This is a genomic window from Clostridioides sp. LIBA-2809, assembly GCF_056688965.1.
Genome location: NZ_CP197004.1, coordinates 2,128,826 through 2,146,562, shown reverse-complemented (window position 1 = coordinate 2,146,562; position 17,737 = coordinate 2,128,826). Strand labels below are relative to the sequence as shown.

The window sequence follows — 17,737 nt, the reverse complement described above, 5'->3', positions numbered from 1 at the left end:
TTAAAAAGGTCAAAATATTTATTAGTATATTATGATGAAAATTGAAGGGTGATAATATGAAAGAGCAAATTAAAGAAAAAGTAAATTCTCTACAAGATGAAATGATTTCTTCAATACAAGAAAGTGTAAAAATACCTAGTGTTATATCTGAAGCAACTGAAAACTGTCCTTTTGGTAAAAATGTAGATAAGGCTTTAAGAGGTATATTAGACTTATGTAAATCTCTAGGATTTAAGACAGTATATAAGGATGGATATTATGGATATGCAGAAATAGGACAAGGTGAAAAAATGATAGGTATACTTGGTCATGTTGATGTCGTTCCAGAAGGTGATTTAGAAAGTTGGAATCATCCTCCATTTGAAGCTGTTTTAGAAAATGGCAATTTATATGGAAGAGGAACACAAGATGATAAAGGACCTACAATAGCAGCAATTTATGCAGTAAAAGCTCTTATGGATTTAAATGTAGACTTTAACAAAAGAATAAGATTTATTTTTGGGGCTGATGAAGAAAATCTTTGGAGATGTATAAATAAATATAAAGAAAACAATGAAGAAATTCCAAATTACGGATTTACTCCAGATTCTAGATTCCCAATAACAAATGCAGAAAAAGGTCTTTTACAAGTTCATTTAACTTGTGATAGTAAAAGTGACATAGAATTATCAGTTGGAAAAGCCTTAAATGCAGTTCCAGGGAAAGCAATTTATATTGGAAAATATTCTGACAAATTAAAGAAAGAACTTGATAAATTAAACTTTGAATATACTGTTGAAGGAAATAAAATATGTATAATAGGGAAAAGTGTCCATTCAGCAGCAAGTGATACGGGTATAAATGCAGTAGCTAGACTTTGTATAGCTCTTAATAATATAGGTATAGATTCTAATATAATTAAGTTTTTAGCAGAAGTCATTGGAGAAGATGCTAATGGAAATAATATAATTTCTAATTGTAAAGATGATGTATCTGGCAAACTAACAGTAAATATAGGTAGAGTAACTATTGATAGTGAAAAAGAATTTGCTGGAATAGACATAAGAATTCCAGTAACATACAAAAAAGATGATTTTGTAAAAGAATTAAAGAAAATGACAGATAAGTACAATTTAACTTATAAGGAGTATGATTTCTTAGATTCAATCTATGTTCCAGAAGACACACTTCTTGTTAAGACACTTAGAAAAGTATACGAAGAAGAAACTGGTCTTGATGGAACACCACTTTCATCTGGAGGAGCAACTTATGCAAGAGCTTTAGATAATTGTGTTGCATTTGGAGCTATTTTCCCAGGAAAACCAGAAACAGAACATCAAGCTAATGAATATTTAATAGTAGAGGATATTGTAAAGGCTACTCAAATATATGCTCTTTCTATTTATGAATTATTAAAGATTTAATATAATATAAGGCTGTCTTGTAATAGGATTTTTTCTAGGAAAAGACAGCTTTATTGTTGTATTATCAAATATATGATATGAAATAGTAGTAATATTTATATTAGGAGGAATCATATGAAAATAGCTATATTTTTGGGAGCAGGAGCTTCAGCAGCAGAAAATTTACCTATTCAAAATGAATTATTTAGTGAATACTTTAAAAAGCTAAATCCTAAAAACTATAATACCAATATGAATAGAGAATTATATAATTTTTTTAAACAGATGTTCAATATTGATATAGTGAAAGATAATCTAGATAATGTAAACTTTCCTACCTTTGAGGAAGTTTTAGGACTTTTAGATTTAGCAGAACAAAGAAGAGAGGCTTTTAGAAACTTTGGTTTAGAGAATCTAAATAACAGAAGTGATAGTATACGTTTTTTAAGACAATATTTAATACTGTTAATGGCTGAAGCAATTCATAATACACCTAGAACAGACAATAAATATCATAAACTTTTAGTTGAAAATCTTTTAGAAAACGATTTACTTCTTGACACCACTTTTATTAGTGCAAATTATGATATACATATAGACAATACAGTCACTGGTTTAAGAGATAAAAATAATTCACCAATTATGCTTGATTACGGTGTAGAATTTACTAATTTTAAAGAAGAAATAAATTGGAGAAAACCAAAAGAACCACTAATAAAATTATATAAGGTGCATGGGTCATTAAATTGGCTTTATTGCCCTATTTGTAATAGTGTAACCCTTACGCCACATGAAGGTGGTGTCATGAAACTTATTGAAAATAGTTCAGAGACAAAATGTCTAGAATGTGGTGAATTAACAGAACCTATTATAGTTCCACCAACATATTTTAAGAATATGTCAAATATATTTTTAAGTAATGTATGGAATGAAACAGAAAAAACTTTAAGAGAAACTGACCTTTTAATATTTTGTGGATATTCATTCCCTGAAGCTGATATGCACATAAAATACATGTTAAAAAGAGTGCAGACAAATAGAAAAAAATCTCCACTTAAAATAATGGTTTTTAACAATCATTCACAGAAACAAAGAATTACGTTAAAGAAAGAAGAAGGAAGATACAAACGTTTTTTAGGAGAAGATGTTATATTTACTGATAATTCTTTTCAAGATTTTTCTGTAAATCCATTGAAATTTATAAAAAATATATATTAGTATGGTATATAATGGAATAAAATCTGATAGAAATAAAATGAATTTAGGTATATAATATAAAATAAAAAACATAGGGGGTATATAAAGATGAAGGTTTTTGATTTAACTCATGTGACACATAATGACATGCCTGTATATGCAGAGCCTAATAGACCAGACATCAAAAAAGTAGCAATTATTGAAGAAAATGGTTATCAAGAAACACTGATTAGTGTATTTTCTCATAATGGAACTCATATGGATTCACCAAGACATATGTATACTAAAGGTGAGACCCTAGATAAATTGGATATAGAAAATTTTGTTGGAAATGCTTATGTACTAGAACTTGAAAAAGGTAATAGGAATATAGAGTTAGAATATCTAAAAAAATATGAAGATGAAATAAAAAGTAGTGATTTTATAATATTTAAATCAGGTTGGTCAAAGTTTTGGGATAAAAAGCAGTACTATGTAGGTTACCCTACATTAACAGAAGAAGCTGCAAATTATATAGCTGATACTAATATAAAAGGTATAGGTATAGACATGCTATCAGTTGATAGATATGATACATCAGTTTTTGAAGTTCATCATATTTTATTTGAAAAAGGAAAAATAATAATAGAAAATCTTACAAATCTAGAAAATGTTCCAGAAAAATTTCTATTTATAGCAGCTCCATTTAAGTATAATGATGCCGATGGTGCTCCAGTAAGAGCGATAGCTATCGTAGAGTAATATCCCAAATAGGGTTAAAGATAACAAAGTATTTAAGGAGAAAAGAGAAATATGAGTGATTTAAAAGACAAAATTATGAAAGAGCAAGATGAAAATGAAGTGAATATGAATGAAACTAAAATATATAATGTCTTGGACAAATTAAATATTGAATATGATGTAGTAGAACATGAAGCTGTATATACAGCAGAACAACTAGTCATTTTAGATGAAATAACAAAAGGGTGTCAATGTAAAAATTTATTTTTAAGAAATGCTAAAGGAAATAAGTATTACCTTATTGTAGTTAAAGGAGAAAAACAGGTTGATTTAAACTCACTTAAAGATAAGATAGGAAGTTCTAGATTATCATTTGCTTCGCCTGAGAGATTATACAATGTACTTAAACTTCTTCCTGGAAGTGTAAATCCTTTTTCATTAATAAATGATACAGAAAGAAAAGTGGAACTTTACATAGACAAGGATGTAATTAAAGAAGATTACTTAAATTTTCATCCAAATATAAATACTAAAACTGTAAATATATCTAGAAAAGGCTTTGAAGAATTTTTGGAATATTTAAAATATCCACTACAAAGTATTGATGTTTAAGTTTTTATAATGGAAGCAAATCTTAATTAGCTAATCGAGGGGAGAAAAAATGTTTGGAGTAATAGCAAATAGTTTAGCCATTGCAGGTGGATGTATAGTAGGTCTTATAATCAAGGGAGGATTACCTCAAAGAGTAAGTGATACCATAATGAATGGAATCGCCTTGTGTGTATTGTATATTGGTATATCAGGAGCTTTAGAAGGAAAAAATACTTTAGTAACAATAATATCTATAGCTATAGGTGCCTTAATAGGAGAATTAATAGATATAGATAAATGGGTAAATAAGTTAGGAGCTTTTTTACAAAGCAAATTTTCTAAAGGAAATAAAAAGGATTCTATTGCAGAAGGTTTTATATCATCTAGTTTATTATTTTGTATAGGAGCTATGGCTGTAGTTGGTTCGCTTGAAAGTGGTCTTACAGGAAGTCATGATACTTTATTTGTAAAATCCGTAATAGATGGTATAGCTTCTATTATATTTACTGCTTCTTTAGGTATAGGTGTAATGTTTTCTGCAATCTCTGTATTTTTATATGAAGGTATTATTTGCGTAGGTGCATCTTTTCTAAATGGATTCTTAAGTGACCCTGTAGTTACAGAGATGACAGCAGCTGGAAGTTTATTGATTATAGGCCTTGGTTTAAATGTACTTAAACTAACAAATATAAAAGTAGCAAATTTATTGCCAGCCATATTTATACCAATATTATTTGGCGTATTTGGAATAATTTAAAGAATAATAATCTAAGATTTGTCTAATTTTTTTAAAAACTTTAGACAAATTTTTTATTTAGAAGGAAAATAGCTTTTATCATCAAATTAATAATTATAGTATAAATAAGTTTAATATTATGATTATAAAGTTTATATTAAATTTATTTTATTGATGAAACTAATGGGGAGGTTAAAACTCAATGATTACTTTTGATGTAAATGGAGCTATTATCAGATTTGATGATACGAAAAATAATTATAATAAGATAAGGAAAATCTTTAAACTATACGCTTTAGAAATTTCTAAAAACTTTGAGAGGGATTGTTTAAATAATTTTCAAAACCTAAAACAAATATCAGATAGAGGGTTAAACTTAGGAGAAAAATATATAGAGGAATCTTTTAAGAAAGGCATTGAAACTATAGTAAGTTTTGGAATTATAACTATAGATATCGATACCTTTAAAAGTATTTATTGCGAAAAATACTTGGATTTTAAGAGACTTTTTAATAATTTGAATAAAACTTTTATTATTCCAAATAAAAATAAAAAAAATGGTCATGCTAGTTTTTTGGAAATCGAATCAACCGTAAAAAAAATGAGTAATTATTTATATAATGATTGTTTTAAAATTCATTATGCTGTCGTGGATGCTCTTATAGAAAATAGAGTAACTGAAGTACATTCTTATATTGATGAAGAGTCTATAAAAAAATCTAATGCATTATTTAATAATTATAAAGATGGTTTTATTGGGAAGGCTGACGAATGTAAGGTTGTAAAACAAATAATAACTTTAAATCCATATAGAGAAGATGTATACGAATTCTTGGTAAAAGAAGATGGAGATTTTAGTAAGGAAATTGAGAGATTAACTGAATTTTTAGGTTATGATATAAAAAATTATAAAGCCTCATTAATGGACCTTTATATAAATGAGTTAATGGAGAGTGATGAAAGTGATGTTGAAAATGCAAAAGAAAAGATAGAAAAATATGCTAAATATATTGGATGCAGTGATGAGAATTTATATATAGCAAGAATTAATGCTATATATACTTTTGCAAATGCATAATTTTATTAAATATTAAATAAAAACATCAAATTATATAAATTTAAATTAAGAAATAAACTTATAAATAAAAAATAACATTTATCAAAAACCATTCTTTAAAAAGAGTGGTTTTTATTTGTGCTAATTTTAAACAAAAGTAGTATGTCAGACATAATTTAAATTGAAAGTAAAAGACATCATATTGACAAAATGAAAGTAGATTGGTATAATAAAATAGTCAATATGATGTCTTAATTTTAATGATTCATATTGTATTGAATAAAATATTTTAAATATGCAAATAACAAATAATTATTATAAGGAGAAATGAATTATGAAAATAAATGTATACAATTTAGAATCATTTGTAGATGAAAGACTTAAGATTATGGTTTCAGATTTAACACCAAATACTAAACTCAAAGTGAGTATGAAAATGGAATTTCCATGGTGTAAGGGAGAAGAATTCTCATCTTATGGAGTATTTTATTCAAACGAAAAAGGAGAGATAGATTTAGATTCTGTTAAACCTATAGAAGGCACTTATAAAAAGGCTGACTGTATGGGATTAATTTATTCGCTGGAAAAATCTAAAACTGAAGGTAAAAATTTTGCAGAAAATATATCTATTGATAAACCAATAATCATGAATATGATATTTGAAACTACTACTGAAAGAAAAGAAGTTGAATTGAAGAGATTATTTAAAACAGAAGATATTACTACAAAAGACATATCTGATGAATTCATAGGAAAGTTATTTTATAAACAAAACTCTAATAATAAAACAATTTTAATGTTAGGTGGTTCTGATGGGAGTTTAGATGCTTTAGACCTTTTAGCCGCTCCACTTGCATCTAGAGGATTCAATGTACTAACAGTTGCATACTTTGCCTTAGAAGGGTTACCAGATAAGTTAGAAGAAGTTCCATTAGAATATTTTGAAAAAGTATTTAAGTGGATTAGTGAAAATGAAATTACTAATACTAAAGAAATCTTTGTACATGGAACATCAAAGGGTGGAGAATTAGCACTTTTACTTGCTTCAAGATATGAACAAATAAAAAAAGTGGTAGTATCACAACCTCATACTTATTGTTTTCAAGCTCTTAATGGAATGCTGAATGGAAAGGATACTTCATCATGGTCATATAAAGGAGAACCAATTCCATATATCAATGTAGATAATGATATATTTTTTGAAGAGCAGGAAAAAGATATATCAAAAGGAATTCCTTTTGGATTTGCTAGTACTTATAAGAAAAGTTTTGAAAGGGCAGATAATAAAGAAAATGCTAGAATAAAAATAGAAAATTCTAAAGCAGATATACTTATGATTGCTGGGAAAAAAGATAATATATGGAATAGTTATGATGCTTGTTTGGATGCATTAGAAATACTTGAAGAAAATAATTATCCATATAAAGTAGAATTATTAACATATAATAATATGGGACATCCATTACCAATTCCATATATTATACCTCTACGAGAGACATTATGTGTAAATATGGGTGGAGGAATCTTTTCTTCAGGTGGGACTATAGAAGGAAATACAGAAGGACAGTTTGAATCATGGAAAAGAACTATTGAGTTTTATAAAGAACCTATATTAAGTAATATAAACAACTAAAAATATACATGGCTTTCCATATATGCACAAAATCTATCAATTTTATAAATTTAATTTATTGTTTATGTAATTTGCATGTTATATACTAGTTTTAACGACATTGATAATTTATAAACAATTATAAGGTTGTAAATTTATAAGAGTTATTGAAAGGTGGAGTGAAGTTATGGAAAGACTCACTAGAAGAGAGCAACCCCATATAAAATTTGGAATGTTCAAAATACGAATTCCATTTATACATTACAGATTTGAGAAACCAGAAGCTATTCAAGGAATAATATCAAGTATGACGAGTTTAGGAACTATTGGCCTTAGTACGCAAATTTTGGGATTACCTTATGAAGTAGCATGGAGTATGGCTATAATCAACTCTATATTATACTGTTTACATGTATTTATGGGAGACCCAGTTGTACCTGGTTGGATTACAGCTTCTATAACTCTTACAACTGCATATTTGTTAAAGTTCAACATAGGTATTGAAAGAATACAAGCATTGACAGCTTTGCAAATAGATTTAGGAATTATATTTATTTTGATGGGATTAACTGGTGTAGCTGGTAAATTAGTTAGTAAAATACCAAATTCTATTAAAGGTGGGATACTAATGGGGGTTGGTATATCTACTGTAATATCAGAATTTAGCCCTAAAGGTAGATTTGATTCTTACCCAATAGCTATAACAGTAGGAATATTAGTTGCATGTTTTGTAATGTTTTCTGAAAGATTTGATACTCTAAAAGTTAAGAATAAATTTTTATTTCATTTAGGAGAATATGGAGTAGTATCAGCCATTTTAGTGAGTTTAATCGTAGGTATATTTAGTAAGGAAATAGGAATTCCTAATCTTAGCTTTGATAATATAATTTATATAGTAGACTTAAAAAAACTTATAAATACAGTGTCTCCTTTTGGAATAGGTTTTCCGAGCATGATGCTATTTATACAAGGGTTACCAATGGCTTTTATGATATACATAATTGCATTTGGTGATTTCATAACAGGTGAAAACTTAGTACTCTCTGAAAGTGAAAATAGAAAAGATGAATATATAGATTTCAATTCAAATAGGTCTAATGTTATAAGTGGTATAAGAAACATTATTATGGCAGTTATTTCTCCATATATACCAATGTGTGGCCCATTGGCTGCAACACTTACTGGAAGTGTTGCTCAAAGGTATAAGGTTGGAAAAGAAGCGATGCAGTCTATTTTTAGTGGCATGGGTACATTAGTATGGGTTTCAGCTATTTTTATATGTTTTTACCCAATTGCACAGATTGCTACTCCTCTTATACCATTAGCATTATCAGTCACACTTTTAGTTCAAGGTTATTTATGTACAAAGTTATCAATGGAACTATGTGATACTGGTGTAGAGAAAGGATTGATTGGACTTATGGGAGGTGTAATTGCTGCTAAAGGAGGAACATGGGGACTTGTTGTAGGTTTTATACTGTATTTTGTTTTAATTGATTCTAAAAAGAGAAGAGAAAAAAATATTAATTCAACAGAAGACTATGTATATGAAATATCAGATAAAAAGAAAAGCATTTAAAGTAAAATATGAGTTGTCATTATCTATTTATAGACTGATGGCAACTCATATTTTTTGTTTTTTATTGAGAACGTAAGCGTTCTGTAAGTGATTTTTTTTCTATATTTCTCACAAGTAATTCAGTTGTTAAAACTTGTATACCAATTAATACAAATGAAAAAATTAAAATAGTAAATATAGAAAATTTAAAATTAATAAAATCTAATCTAATTACATCTTTTATAAAAGTACAAAGTAGGCCTGAACCCAAATAACCTAATAAACTTGAAATACATACAGCTTTGATGCTTATGTTTAGACCTTCTCTGTAAAGCATCTTTCGAAGTTGCTTTTTTGTCATTCCAACAGCTTGAAGTAAGGCAAACTCTTTTTTTCTAATTAAAACACTATTTATTAGAATATTGGTCATATTTAGTATACCAAAACAGGAGATTAGACCAACAAAAATGTATGAAGTTATAACTATATATTGAAATGCTCTAGTAATCATTTCATAATCATCCTCATATGAATAAATCATTAAACTTGAATTTTTCTGTATGATGTTTAATAAACTTTCTTCAACTTCTTTAGAGCACTTTTTATCTATCAAAATAGAAAAATCTAAATTTGTATTATATGGTGTTAGAGATTCTAAGGTCTTATCCGAAGTAAAAAACATATTTCCTGAATTAGAATTGTCAATAATTCCTTTGACCTTCATTTGCTTTTTAATAATATCATTTCCACTAAAAATATCAAATGTAACTGTATCTCCAACTTTTAAATCTAATCCATAGGATTTCGTTCTATACTTATTTATAATTAAATCATCTGAGTTGAGTTTTTTATAATCTATTTTTCCACTGACAATGTATTTTTCAAATGATTTTGAAAGTTCAGGTGTAATACCTTTAATTAAAGTAGTAAATTGTCTATTATCTTTATCTTTGATGTAAGGGTCTATAATATTAACTTTAATTGATTTAGATTCAATTACTTTTTTTACTCCATAAATAGATTCAATTTCATTTTTAAGAGAATCTGTTAATGGGTTATTTTGCTGGATTTGTGTAATGCGCTCATATAAGTTATCGCTTTTAACGCTTACAATATAATTTTCGTTATATACAAATTGCTGAGACAACTGTTTTTTGAAATCTATTGAATTAGCAAGATTAGCAATTGAAATAAATAAAACTCCACTAATACTTAATGAAATTAATGCAATTAGGTTTTTCTTTCTATTTGATTCAATATTTTTTAATGCTAAATTTTTAATATTTATATAATTAAAATTTTTGATTTTTTTTCTAACCTTAGTTTCTGTGTATTGCATGGCTTCAATAGCAGATATTTTAGAAATAATTCTAGCTGGTTTATGTAAAGAAATTCTAACAGTTAAAAACATTACTAGTGATAAAATTAAGATTATAAATAAATTATCTATCATCTGCCACGCTAATGGTTGAATTATGTAAGTAATTATACAGGAGGTAATGACACCTAATGGAATAAAAATAACCGATAAAATATTTCCTTGTAGAGAAATAATCTTTTTTAACTGAAAAGAAGTCATACCTAAAGATTTCAACTTCGCATACATCTGAACTAAATTAACAACTGAAACATAAAATATACTATATATAACAAAAATACTAGAAAAAAGAATAACCATTCCAACTGCTAAAACTGTAATAATCTGTTCATTATCAATTAAATTTGATTCAATATATTTATCATTTAAATATATATTATATTTTTCAATACCTAAAGAAAAACCAATATCTTTTAATTGTGTCTTAATAGAAGCTGAATCTTTCTTTGTATTTTCTTTTGATAATCTCACTAATATGTCTACACTATCAGGTCTTGTCTCATCAAAACTACTACTTTTATTTTGTAAAGATGTAGAAGTTGTATTCTTAAAATATTCATTTGAAACAACTGTATAATATTGTTTAGCCTTATCTTGATAATAATTTTCTAAGAGACCAACAATAATAAAATTATCTTGTATTTCTTTGCTTGTTATGTTATCACGATAATTTAATTTGATACTGTCTCCAATATCTTTATTTAAACCAAGTTGTTGTAAATATTTTTTAGAAATAGCAATTTCATTTTTCGTTGTAGGCATAGTACCTTTCAATGGTTGAAAATTCATAAGTTTAATTGCCATGTCATCTGCATAAATAGTTGACATCATATAATCTGTCTTCTTATTACTTCCAAGTAACTTGTATATTCCTACATCACTAAAATTTTTATCTTGATATAGTATGTTCTTTGATTTTTCATTTACAGATTTATATATAGCATGATATGGAGATGCATTAACTAAATCTACAGAACCATTATATGAAACTAAGGCTACTGTTAACAGTAAACATGTAGAAATCATTATAATAATACCTGAAAGAGATGTTTTTAGTTTATTACTTTTTAAATCATTTAAAGCTATTTTTCTTATAAAGGCACGATTATTATTTTTAAACATATATTACACCTCCTAATTATCAATTTTTCCATCTTCAATGCGAATAATTCTATCAGTTAGTTGAGCAATTTCATTATTGTGAGTAATCATTACAATTGTTTGATTGAATTTTTCACTTGTCATTTTCAGTAAAGCTAACACGTCTGTACTCGTTTTACTATCAAGATTACCTGTTGGTTCGTCTGCTAGTATAATAGCAGGTTTTGTTACAAGTGCTCTAGCTATAGCAACACGTTGTTGTTGTCCTCCAGAAAGATTACTTGGTATATCATATAGTTTTTCTTCCAGAGAAAGCATACTTATAATTTCATGTATAAAATCTTTATCTATGGTCTCCCCATCTAACCCTATTGGTAAAATAATATTCTCATATACATTAAGCAAAGGAACAAGATTATAATTTTGAAATATAAAACCTATATTTCTACGTCTAAAAATTGTAAGTTGTTCATCAGTCATATTTGATAATTCTTTACCTCTTATAATAATCTTTCCAGATGTAGGATTATCTAACCCTCCCATCATGTTTAATAATGTTGATTTACCACTTCCAGATGTACCTACAATAGAGATAAATTCACCTTTTTCAATAGATAGACTTACACCATCGAGAGCTTTGGTAATGTTTGAATTTTTACCATAATATTTCTTTAAATCAATTACTTGTAAAATACTCATCATAAAACCTCCTTTATATCTTATAAGAACAGTATAAAATCAAAATGTTGCAGAATTATCACAAATAAAATATTTAAAGAATTATTTATTTGGTAAGAATATAGAAAATGTAGAGCCTTTTCCAATATCTGATGTAACTTTAATATATCCACCTTGCAAAGATATAATTTTCCTTGAAAGATATAGACCTATTCCAATACCATCTATATCATGTACATCTTCCTCACGATAAAACCTTTTAAAGATTTTTGCTTGGTGACTTTCTGATATTCCTTTACCATTATCAATAATATCTATCTTGGTATACATAACCCAACATTCTGTAGATACATGTATTTTTCCATTAAAATTAGTGTATTTTACAGCATTGTCCAATATATTAAAAATAGCTTCAGAAGTCCATTTTTTATCATGAATTAGATATAAATCTGGGTCACAATCAACTGTAACTTCAATATTCTTTTTTTCAGCATCAAATAAAATTCCACTAAGTGCTATAGCAATTGTTTCATAAATTAAATTCTTCTTTTTTGATAATGTAATTATACCTGTTTCTAGCCTAGATGTTTTTACCATAGACTGTACCAAAAAATCCAACTTATCTAATTGACCTTCCATATCCATCAAAAATTCATTTTGAATTTCTGTTTTAAATCTTTGATTGAGTAGGGTAGTATTAATCATCTTTAAATTTGCAATAGGAGTTTTAATTTGGTGAGATATATCAGAAACTAATTCTTGTAAATTAGCTTTTTCCATAGCAATATTATGACGATTTTCTTGAATAACCTCATACATTCTAACTAATTTATGGTTGATGCGTGATAAAATGGTTTCTTCTTCTAATGCAATTTCAGTATTAGCTTCACTATTCATCATATTATCTAAAGTGTGACATATTTCAGAACAAAACACAGTTATTTTTTTATGAAGTAAAAATACTATTAATGCTATAAATCCACAAAGCACTATTGTATATAGTAATAACAAGGCAACGAGTTTTAAATCATAAGTTATTATATAAATTACTACATTAAATAAAATGGCTGTAAAAATTATACTAATGGCAATTATTAAATAAATAGATTTAAAAGAAAGTTTTTTAAAATTCATTTCTTTCTCCTTTTTCTCCTAACCACATATACCCCATGCCATATACTGTTTTAATATATTGAAAATTATCCTTTTCAATCTTACTTCTAATCCTACTTATAACAGATGTTAAAGTGTGCTCATCTACAAAGTTAGCATCTATATCCCAGAGCTTTTCTAAAAGTACTTTTCTTGTTAAGATATTTTTAGGATTTTCAATAAACAGTTTTAAGGTACGATATTCTAATGGCGTAAATATAATTTGATTTCCATTTATATTGGACGATAACTCAGAAAAATTAATTTCAAGATATCCATCATTATAGTAATCTCGTTTTTGTTTTGTTTTAATATAATTTAAAAGAGCTTTTACTTTCTGTTTAAATACATTGATATTAAAGGGTTTTGTTATATAATCTAAAGCTCCAAGTTCATAGCCTTTAATCATATCATATTCCATATCATTAGCAGTCAAGAAAATTATTGGTATATCAAAATTTACCTTGATTTCTTTACATAATTCAAATCCACTTTTATCTGGTAAATTTACATCTAAAATAATTAAGTCAAATTTACATTCATTAATAGACTTTAATGCAGAGATAGCTGTAAATTTTGAAGTAATAATATATCCATCTTCAATTAAGTTATATGATAGAGTTTTATTTAATATAGTATCATCTTCCACCACCAGTATTTTTTCCATACATTTACTCCTTTTATGTTTGACATTTTATAAAATTAATTATAAACCTAAAATATTGCTGAATTGTTATAGATAAGAAAAAATATCTAACAATTTATATGTTTAATAAAAAATCTGTCCTAGAATTTATCATAGGACAGACTCTTGACTAAATATAATTATTTTAACCAAGAAGGATTTCCAGGTATAAATATTCGTTTACCAAATTTTGAAGTATACTCATCTAAAGCTTTTTCAATAAGCTCATTGTTACCCTTAAAAGAAGTGGTGTTTTTTATAGTTTCAAGATTTTGGCTGAATGGACAAGCAGATATACACATACCACAATCTGTACCTAAATATCTCCATTTAATATAGCATGTCTCATGTTCAATTACCCAATTATACTTCCCATCATTACCAATCTTAATATCATTAGAAAGTGAATGAGAAGGACAATTAAAAGAACATTTTTTACAGACCTTACAAAAATCTTCTAATCCAAAATCAACATATTCATCTTCTAAAAGTGGGATGTCTGTAGTAACAACACCTAATCTAATTCTAGAGCCATACTCTTTATTTGTAAGTATAGCATTTCTTCCAATATCCCCCAAACCAGCATCACGAGCTATAAAAACAGGCATTACTAAATAATTAGCATCCATATGGTTTCTAGCATCATATCCTAAGTTTCTTATATAGTAACTTAAAATCATTCCAACAATAGAAGCATCTACATAACACTTTGATGTTTCTATAACTTCACATATCATTGGAGCTCTATTTATCATTTCTTTATCCATCTCACATCCAAACACAATGGCGTATTTGTGAGTTAGATTAACTTCTTCTCCATAATTTTCTTCATGTCTCCCCCTATTTGTATAAATATGATAGTCTCTTAATTTAGTTATACCAACTACAGAAGCTCCATATTGCTTTGCAAGACCCTTTATTTTTTTTGTCATTGATTTTGCATCTACATCTACTTTTGTGTCAGAAACTTTTCCTTCACATAAGGATTTTATATCAGATAAAAAATCAAATGCACTACTTGCCATTGGAGAGTTTACTTTGTTGTAAGTCATTGTACCTTCACTACATAAATTTGGTCTACTTCTTATACTATCATCAATTTCTTTTTTCTCAGGATTTTTTTTATAATAGTCATTATAAGCAGTACTATCCTTTTTATAGTTTGCTCTTGCAAACATAGTATTTCTTTCATCAACCCTTTTCATCCCTATTCCCCCTAGTAAAAATATACTTAAAAAATATATCATTATTGTTGTATAATTTAATTATATAAGAACAACGTTGTATTTTCAATTTAAGTGTAATTAAATTGAGGAATGTATAACTATATAATTGATTATAATATTTTTATAAGGAAATTATATTAATATTAAAAAATTTAGGAACAGATACGTTTTGTTGTCTTTAAATGGAGTGTGTTGACATATTGTAAAGAATCTTATTATAATTAATATACTAATGATTAGTATAAACTTATAAAGAAAGAAGTGAATTTATATGTCAAGAAATAAATATTCTGATAAAATAAGAAATCAGATATTAGAAGTCGCATGGAAAATATTTGAAGAACAAGATTATGATGATGTAACTATGCAACAAATCGTTGATACTCTTGATATATCTAAAGAGGCTGTGTATTATCATTTTAAAGACAAAGAAATATTGTTTGAAGAGATTATATTAAATAGTTTAAGAGTAGAGGTTGAAAATCTAAAGTCAATATTAAACAATCCTAAATTGACTGTTAGAGGAAAAGTATCTGAATTTATCTTACATATATCTAGTTCAGAAATAAGAAAAAAATTGATTGATTATATGTGCAGTCAAAAAAAACCAGCTTTTTTTATAAAAAACATACGCGCATCTACTATTGAAGTAACTCCTTTATTATCTTGCTTAATAAAACAAGGTATTGATGAAGGTATTTTTAAAACAGATTATCCAGATGAAGTATCTGAAGTATTTATAATTTTAATTAATATTTGGCTAGACCCTGTATTATTTAAAGATTGTGCAGAAAAATATTTCAGGCGTATTGAATTTCTATCTGAGTGTTTAAGTGCAAGTGGTGTACCTATCATAACTGATGATAATTTAGAATCAATCAAAATGTTTTATAGGGAATATTCTAAGAATGTGTAAATACAATGTATAAGACTGTAACTAGATTTGAAAAAACAAATTTAATTACAGTCTTTTTAGCAAAATAAATGTGTATTAAAACTATAACAAGACAAAAATAATTATTTATCTAAAAAATTTAAAGGAGTGTAAAATTGAACTTATTAATTATTGAAGATGATATAAATTTAAACGAAGGTCTTTTTTATGCGTTTGAAAGTGATGGATTTAATGTATTTAAGGCTTATACAAGACAAGAAGGATTGCATGTATTTAACAATAAAAATATAGATCTTATAATTTTAGACTGTAATCTTCCAGATGGAAATGGATTTGATGTGTGTAAACTAATAAGGGAAAAATCAGACATACCAATTATAATGCTTACTGCAAGAGACTCAGAAGTTGACGAAGTAAAAGGATTAGAAATAGGGCTTGATGATTACATTACAAAACCATTCTCTTTATCTGTATTAAAGGCAAGAGTTAAAGTAGCAATAAGAAAAAAATCAAATAATAAAATAATATATTCTAATGGAATAAAATTAGACCAAAACTTACTTAGAGTATATAAAAATGAAGTATATTTAGAGCTTAGCTCTGTAGAATACAAACTTCTAAGTTATCTAATTGAAAATAAAGGTCAAATATTATTAAAGGAACAAATTTTACATCATATTTGGGATAGTGAAGAAAATTATGTTGATGAGAATATTGTGTCTGTAAATATAAGAAGACTTAGGATAAAAGTAGAAGATGACCCATCTAATCCAAAATATATAAAAACAGCTTATGGAATGGGGTATCTATGGAACGAGGTAGAATAGGATGTTAGTATTGGCTTTTATAGTATGCACAGTGGCTATATATATAATAATCACTAAAAAAAATCAAAATAGATATGATGAATTGAGTTTAATGTTAAATCAAATATTGGAAGGTAAAGAAGTTACTTATTCAGATACCAAAGATACAAGATTATCAAAAATTTCTCACCAAGTAAAAAAAGTTAAAGACATGATAGAGATAGAAGTAGAACAGTCAAAATTAGAAAAAGAAGCAATTAAAAGTCTAATCTCAAATATGTCACATCAATTAAAAACTCCACTTTCAAATATAACTATCTATTGTGAACTTCTAGAGAATATGAATATTTCTACATCACAGAAGAAAGAGTTTTTACAAAAGATGAAAAATGAAACCTTTAAGATTGATTGGTTGTTACAATCTCTATTTAAGATGACTAAATTAGAAGATGGAGTCATTAAATTTGAGACAGAAGAACTATTAATCAAAGATACTATACTTCAAAGTATCAGTACTGTTTTTAATAAAGCAGAAGCCAAAGAGATAAGGATAAATTTAGAACCATTTTCAGATATAAAGTTGATTCATAATAAAAAATGGACTACAGAAGCAATTGTAAATGTTTTAGAAAATGCAATAAAATACTCACCATCAAACAGCATAATTACTGTCTCTGTAATAAAAATGGAATTGTATACTAAAATTACTATTAAAGATGAAGGAATAGGTATTGATAACAAAGAGTTAAATGATGTTTTTAAAAGGTTTTATAGAAGTAAGAATGTAGAAAATCAAAATGGAACAGGAATTGGCCTGTATCTTGCAAGATTAATTTTGGAAAAAGAAAATGGGAATATTATAGTAGAATCTAAGTTGGGAAGCGGAAGTTGTTTTAGTATCTTCTTACAAAATTGTAAGAGTTTAAATTAACTTTGTAGGATGAGTGTAATTATCGTCACTTA

General features: G+C 26.7%; 16 protein-coding genes. 11 read left to right on the top strand and 5 right to left on the bottom strand.

The window, feature by feature from the left end:
* Positions 1 to 56 precede the first annotated feature (56 nt).
* The 8 genes from ACTG44_RS10310 to ACTG44_RS10275 all read left to right on the top strand — a co-directional run bounded on the left by ACTG44_RS10310 (position 57) and on the right by ACTG44_RS10275 (position 8,874).
* Positions 57 to 1,403: a M20 family metallopeptidase gene (locus tag ACTG44_RS10310; RefSeq protein WP_479918763.1), complete on the top strand. Its 1,347-nt coding sequence runs from the start codon at positions 57 to 59 to the stop codon at positions 1,401 to 1,403.
* Between the two features lie 114 nt (positions 1,404 to 1,517).
* A complete protein-coding gene (locus ACTG44_RS10305; protein WP_479921686.1) occupies positions 1,518 to 2,600 on the top strand; it encodes an SIR2 family protein in 1,083 nt (360 codons plus the stop codon).
* 87 nt (positions 2,601 to 2,687) lie between these two features.
* Positions 2,688 to 3,320, top strand: coding sequence for a cyclase family protein (locus tag ACTG44_RS10300; RefSeq protein WP_021384730.1), 633 nt, complete (start codon positions 2,688 to 2,690; stop codon positions 3,318 to 3,320).
* Between the two features lie 51 nt (positions 3,321 to 3,371).
* Positions 3,372 to 3,911, top strand: coding sequence for a prolyl-tRNA synthetase associated domain-containing protein (locus ACTG44_RS10295; protein ID WP_479921685.1), 540 nt, complete (start codon positions 3,372 to 3,374; stop codon positions 3,909 to 3,911).
* Between the two features lie 49 nt (positions 3,912 to 3,960).
* Positions 3,961 to 4,647: a DUF554 domain-containing protein gene (locus ACTG44_RS10290; RefSeq protein ID WP_021384712.1), complete on the top strand. Its 687-nt coding sequence runs from the start codon at positions 3,961 to 3,963 to the stop codon at positions 4,645 to 4,647.
* Positions 4,648 to 4,828: 181 nt separating this feature from the next.
* Positions 4,829 to 5,704, top strand: a complete 876-nt coding sequence (locus ACTG44_RS10285) for a kinase (RefSeq protein ID WP_479921684.1) — start codon at positions 4,829 to 4,831, stop codon at positions 5,702 to 5,704.
* Positions 5,705 to 6,017: 313 nt separating this feature from the next.
* Positions 6,018 to 7,316 carry an acyl-CoA thioesterase/bile acid-CoA:amino acid N-acyltransferase family protein gene (locus tag ACTG44_RS10280; protein ID WP_479921683.1) on the top strand — a complete coding sequence of 433 codons (1,299 nt, stop codon included), beginning with the start codon at positions 6,018 to 6,020 and terminating at the stop codon, positions 7,314 to 7,316.
* Between the two features lie 166 nt (positions 7,317 to 7,482).
* Positions 7,483 to 8,874, top strand: a complete 1,392-nt coding sequence (locus ACTG44_RS10275) for a benzoate membrane transport family protein (RefSeq protein ID WP_021384708.1) — start codon at positions 7,483 to 7,485, stop codon at positions 8,872 to 8,874.
* Between the two features lie 61 nt (positions 8,875 to 8,935).
* Here ACTG44_RS10275 and ACTG44_RS10270 read toward each other — a convergent pair whose 3' ends face one another.
* The 5 genes from ACTG44_RS10270 to ACTG44_RS10250 all read right to left on the bottom strand — a co-directional run bounded on the left by ACTG44_RS10270 (position 8,936) and on the right by ACTG44_RS10250 (position 15,052).
* Complete coding sequence (locus ACTG44_RS10270) at positions 8,936 to 11,353, bottom strand: FtsX-like permease family protein (protein ID WP_479921682.1); 2,418 nt, start codon at positions 11,351 to 11,353, stop codon at positions 8,936 to 8,938.
* Between the two features lie 12 nt (positions 11,354 to 11,365).
* Complete coding sequence (locus ACTG44_RS10265) at positions 11,366 to 12,031, bottom strand: ABC transporter ATP-binding protein (protein ID WP_021384725.1); 666 nt, start codon at positions 12,029 to 12,031, stop codon at positions 11,366 to 11,368.
* 81 nt (positions 12,032 to 12,112) lie between these two features.
* A complete protein-coding gene (locus tag ACTG44_RS10260; RefSeq protein ID WP_021384733.1) occupies positions 12,113 to 13,144 on the bottom strand; it encodes a sensor histidine kinase in 1,032 nt (343 codons plus the stop codon).
* Positions 13,134 to 13,829 carry a response regulator transcription factor gene (locus tag ACTG44_RS10255; protein WP_021384717.1) on the bottom strand — a complete coding sequence of 232 codons (696 nt, stop codon included), beginning with the start codon at positions 13,827 to 13,829 and terminating at the stop codon, positions 13,134 to 13,136. The genes ACTG44_RS10260 and ACTG44_RS10255 overlap by 11 nt, the downstream gene beginning before the upstream one ends.
* 158 nt (positions 13,830 to 13,987) lie before the next feature.
* Positions 13,988 to 15,052: a 4Fe-4S dicluster domain-containing protein gene (locus ACTG44_RS10250; protein WP_479921681.1), complete on the bottom strand. Its 1,065-nt coding sequence runs from the start codon at positions 15,050 to 15,052 to the stop codon at positions 13,988 to 13,990.
* 292 nt (positions 15,053 to 15,344) lie between these two features.
* Here ACTG44_RS10250 and ACTG44_RS10245 point away from each other — a divergent pair, with 292 nt between their 5' ends.
* From ACTG44_RS10245 to ACTG44_RS10235, 3 genes are all read left to right on the top strand, one after another.
* Positions 15,345 to 15,989: a TetR/AcrR family transcriptional regulator gene (locus tag ACTG44_RS10245; protein WP_479921680.1), complete on the top strand. Its 645-nt coding sequence runs from the start codon at positions 15,345 to 15,347 to the stop codon at positions 15,987 to 15,989.
* 134 nt (positions 15,990 to 16,123) lie between these two features.
* Positions 16,124 to 16,795, top strand: a complete 672-nt coding sequence (locus tag ACTG44_RS10240; protein WP_021384738.1) for a response regulator transcription factor — start codon at positions 16,124 to 16,126, stop codon at positions 16,793 to 16,795.
* Position 16,796: 1 nt separating this feature from the next.
* Complete coding sequence (locus ACTG44_RS10235) at positions 16,797 to 17,705, top strand: sensor histidine kinase (RefSeq protein WP_479921679.1); 909 nt, start codon at positions 16,797 to 16,799, stop codon at positions 17,703 to 17,705.
* Positions 17,706 to 17,737: the final 32 nt, after the last annotated feature.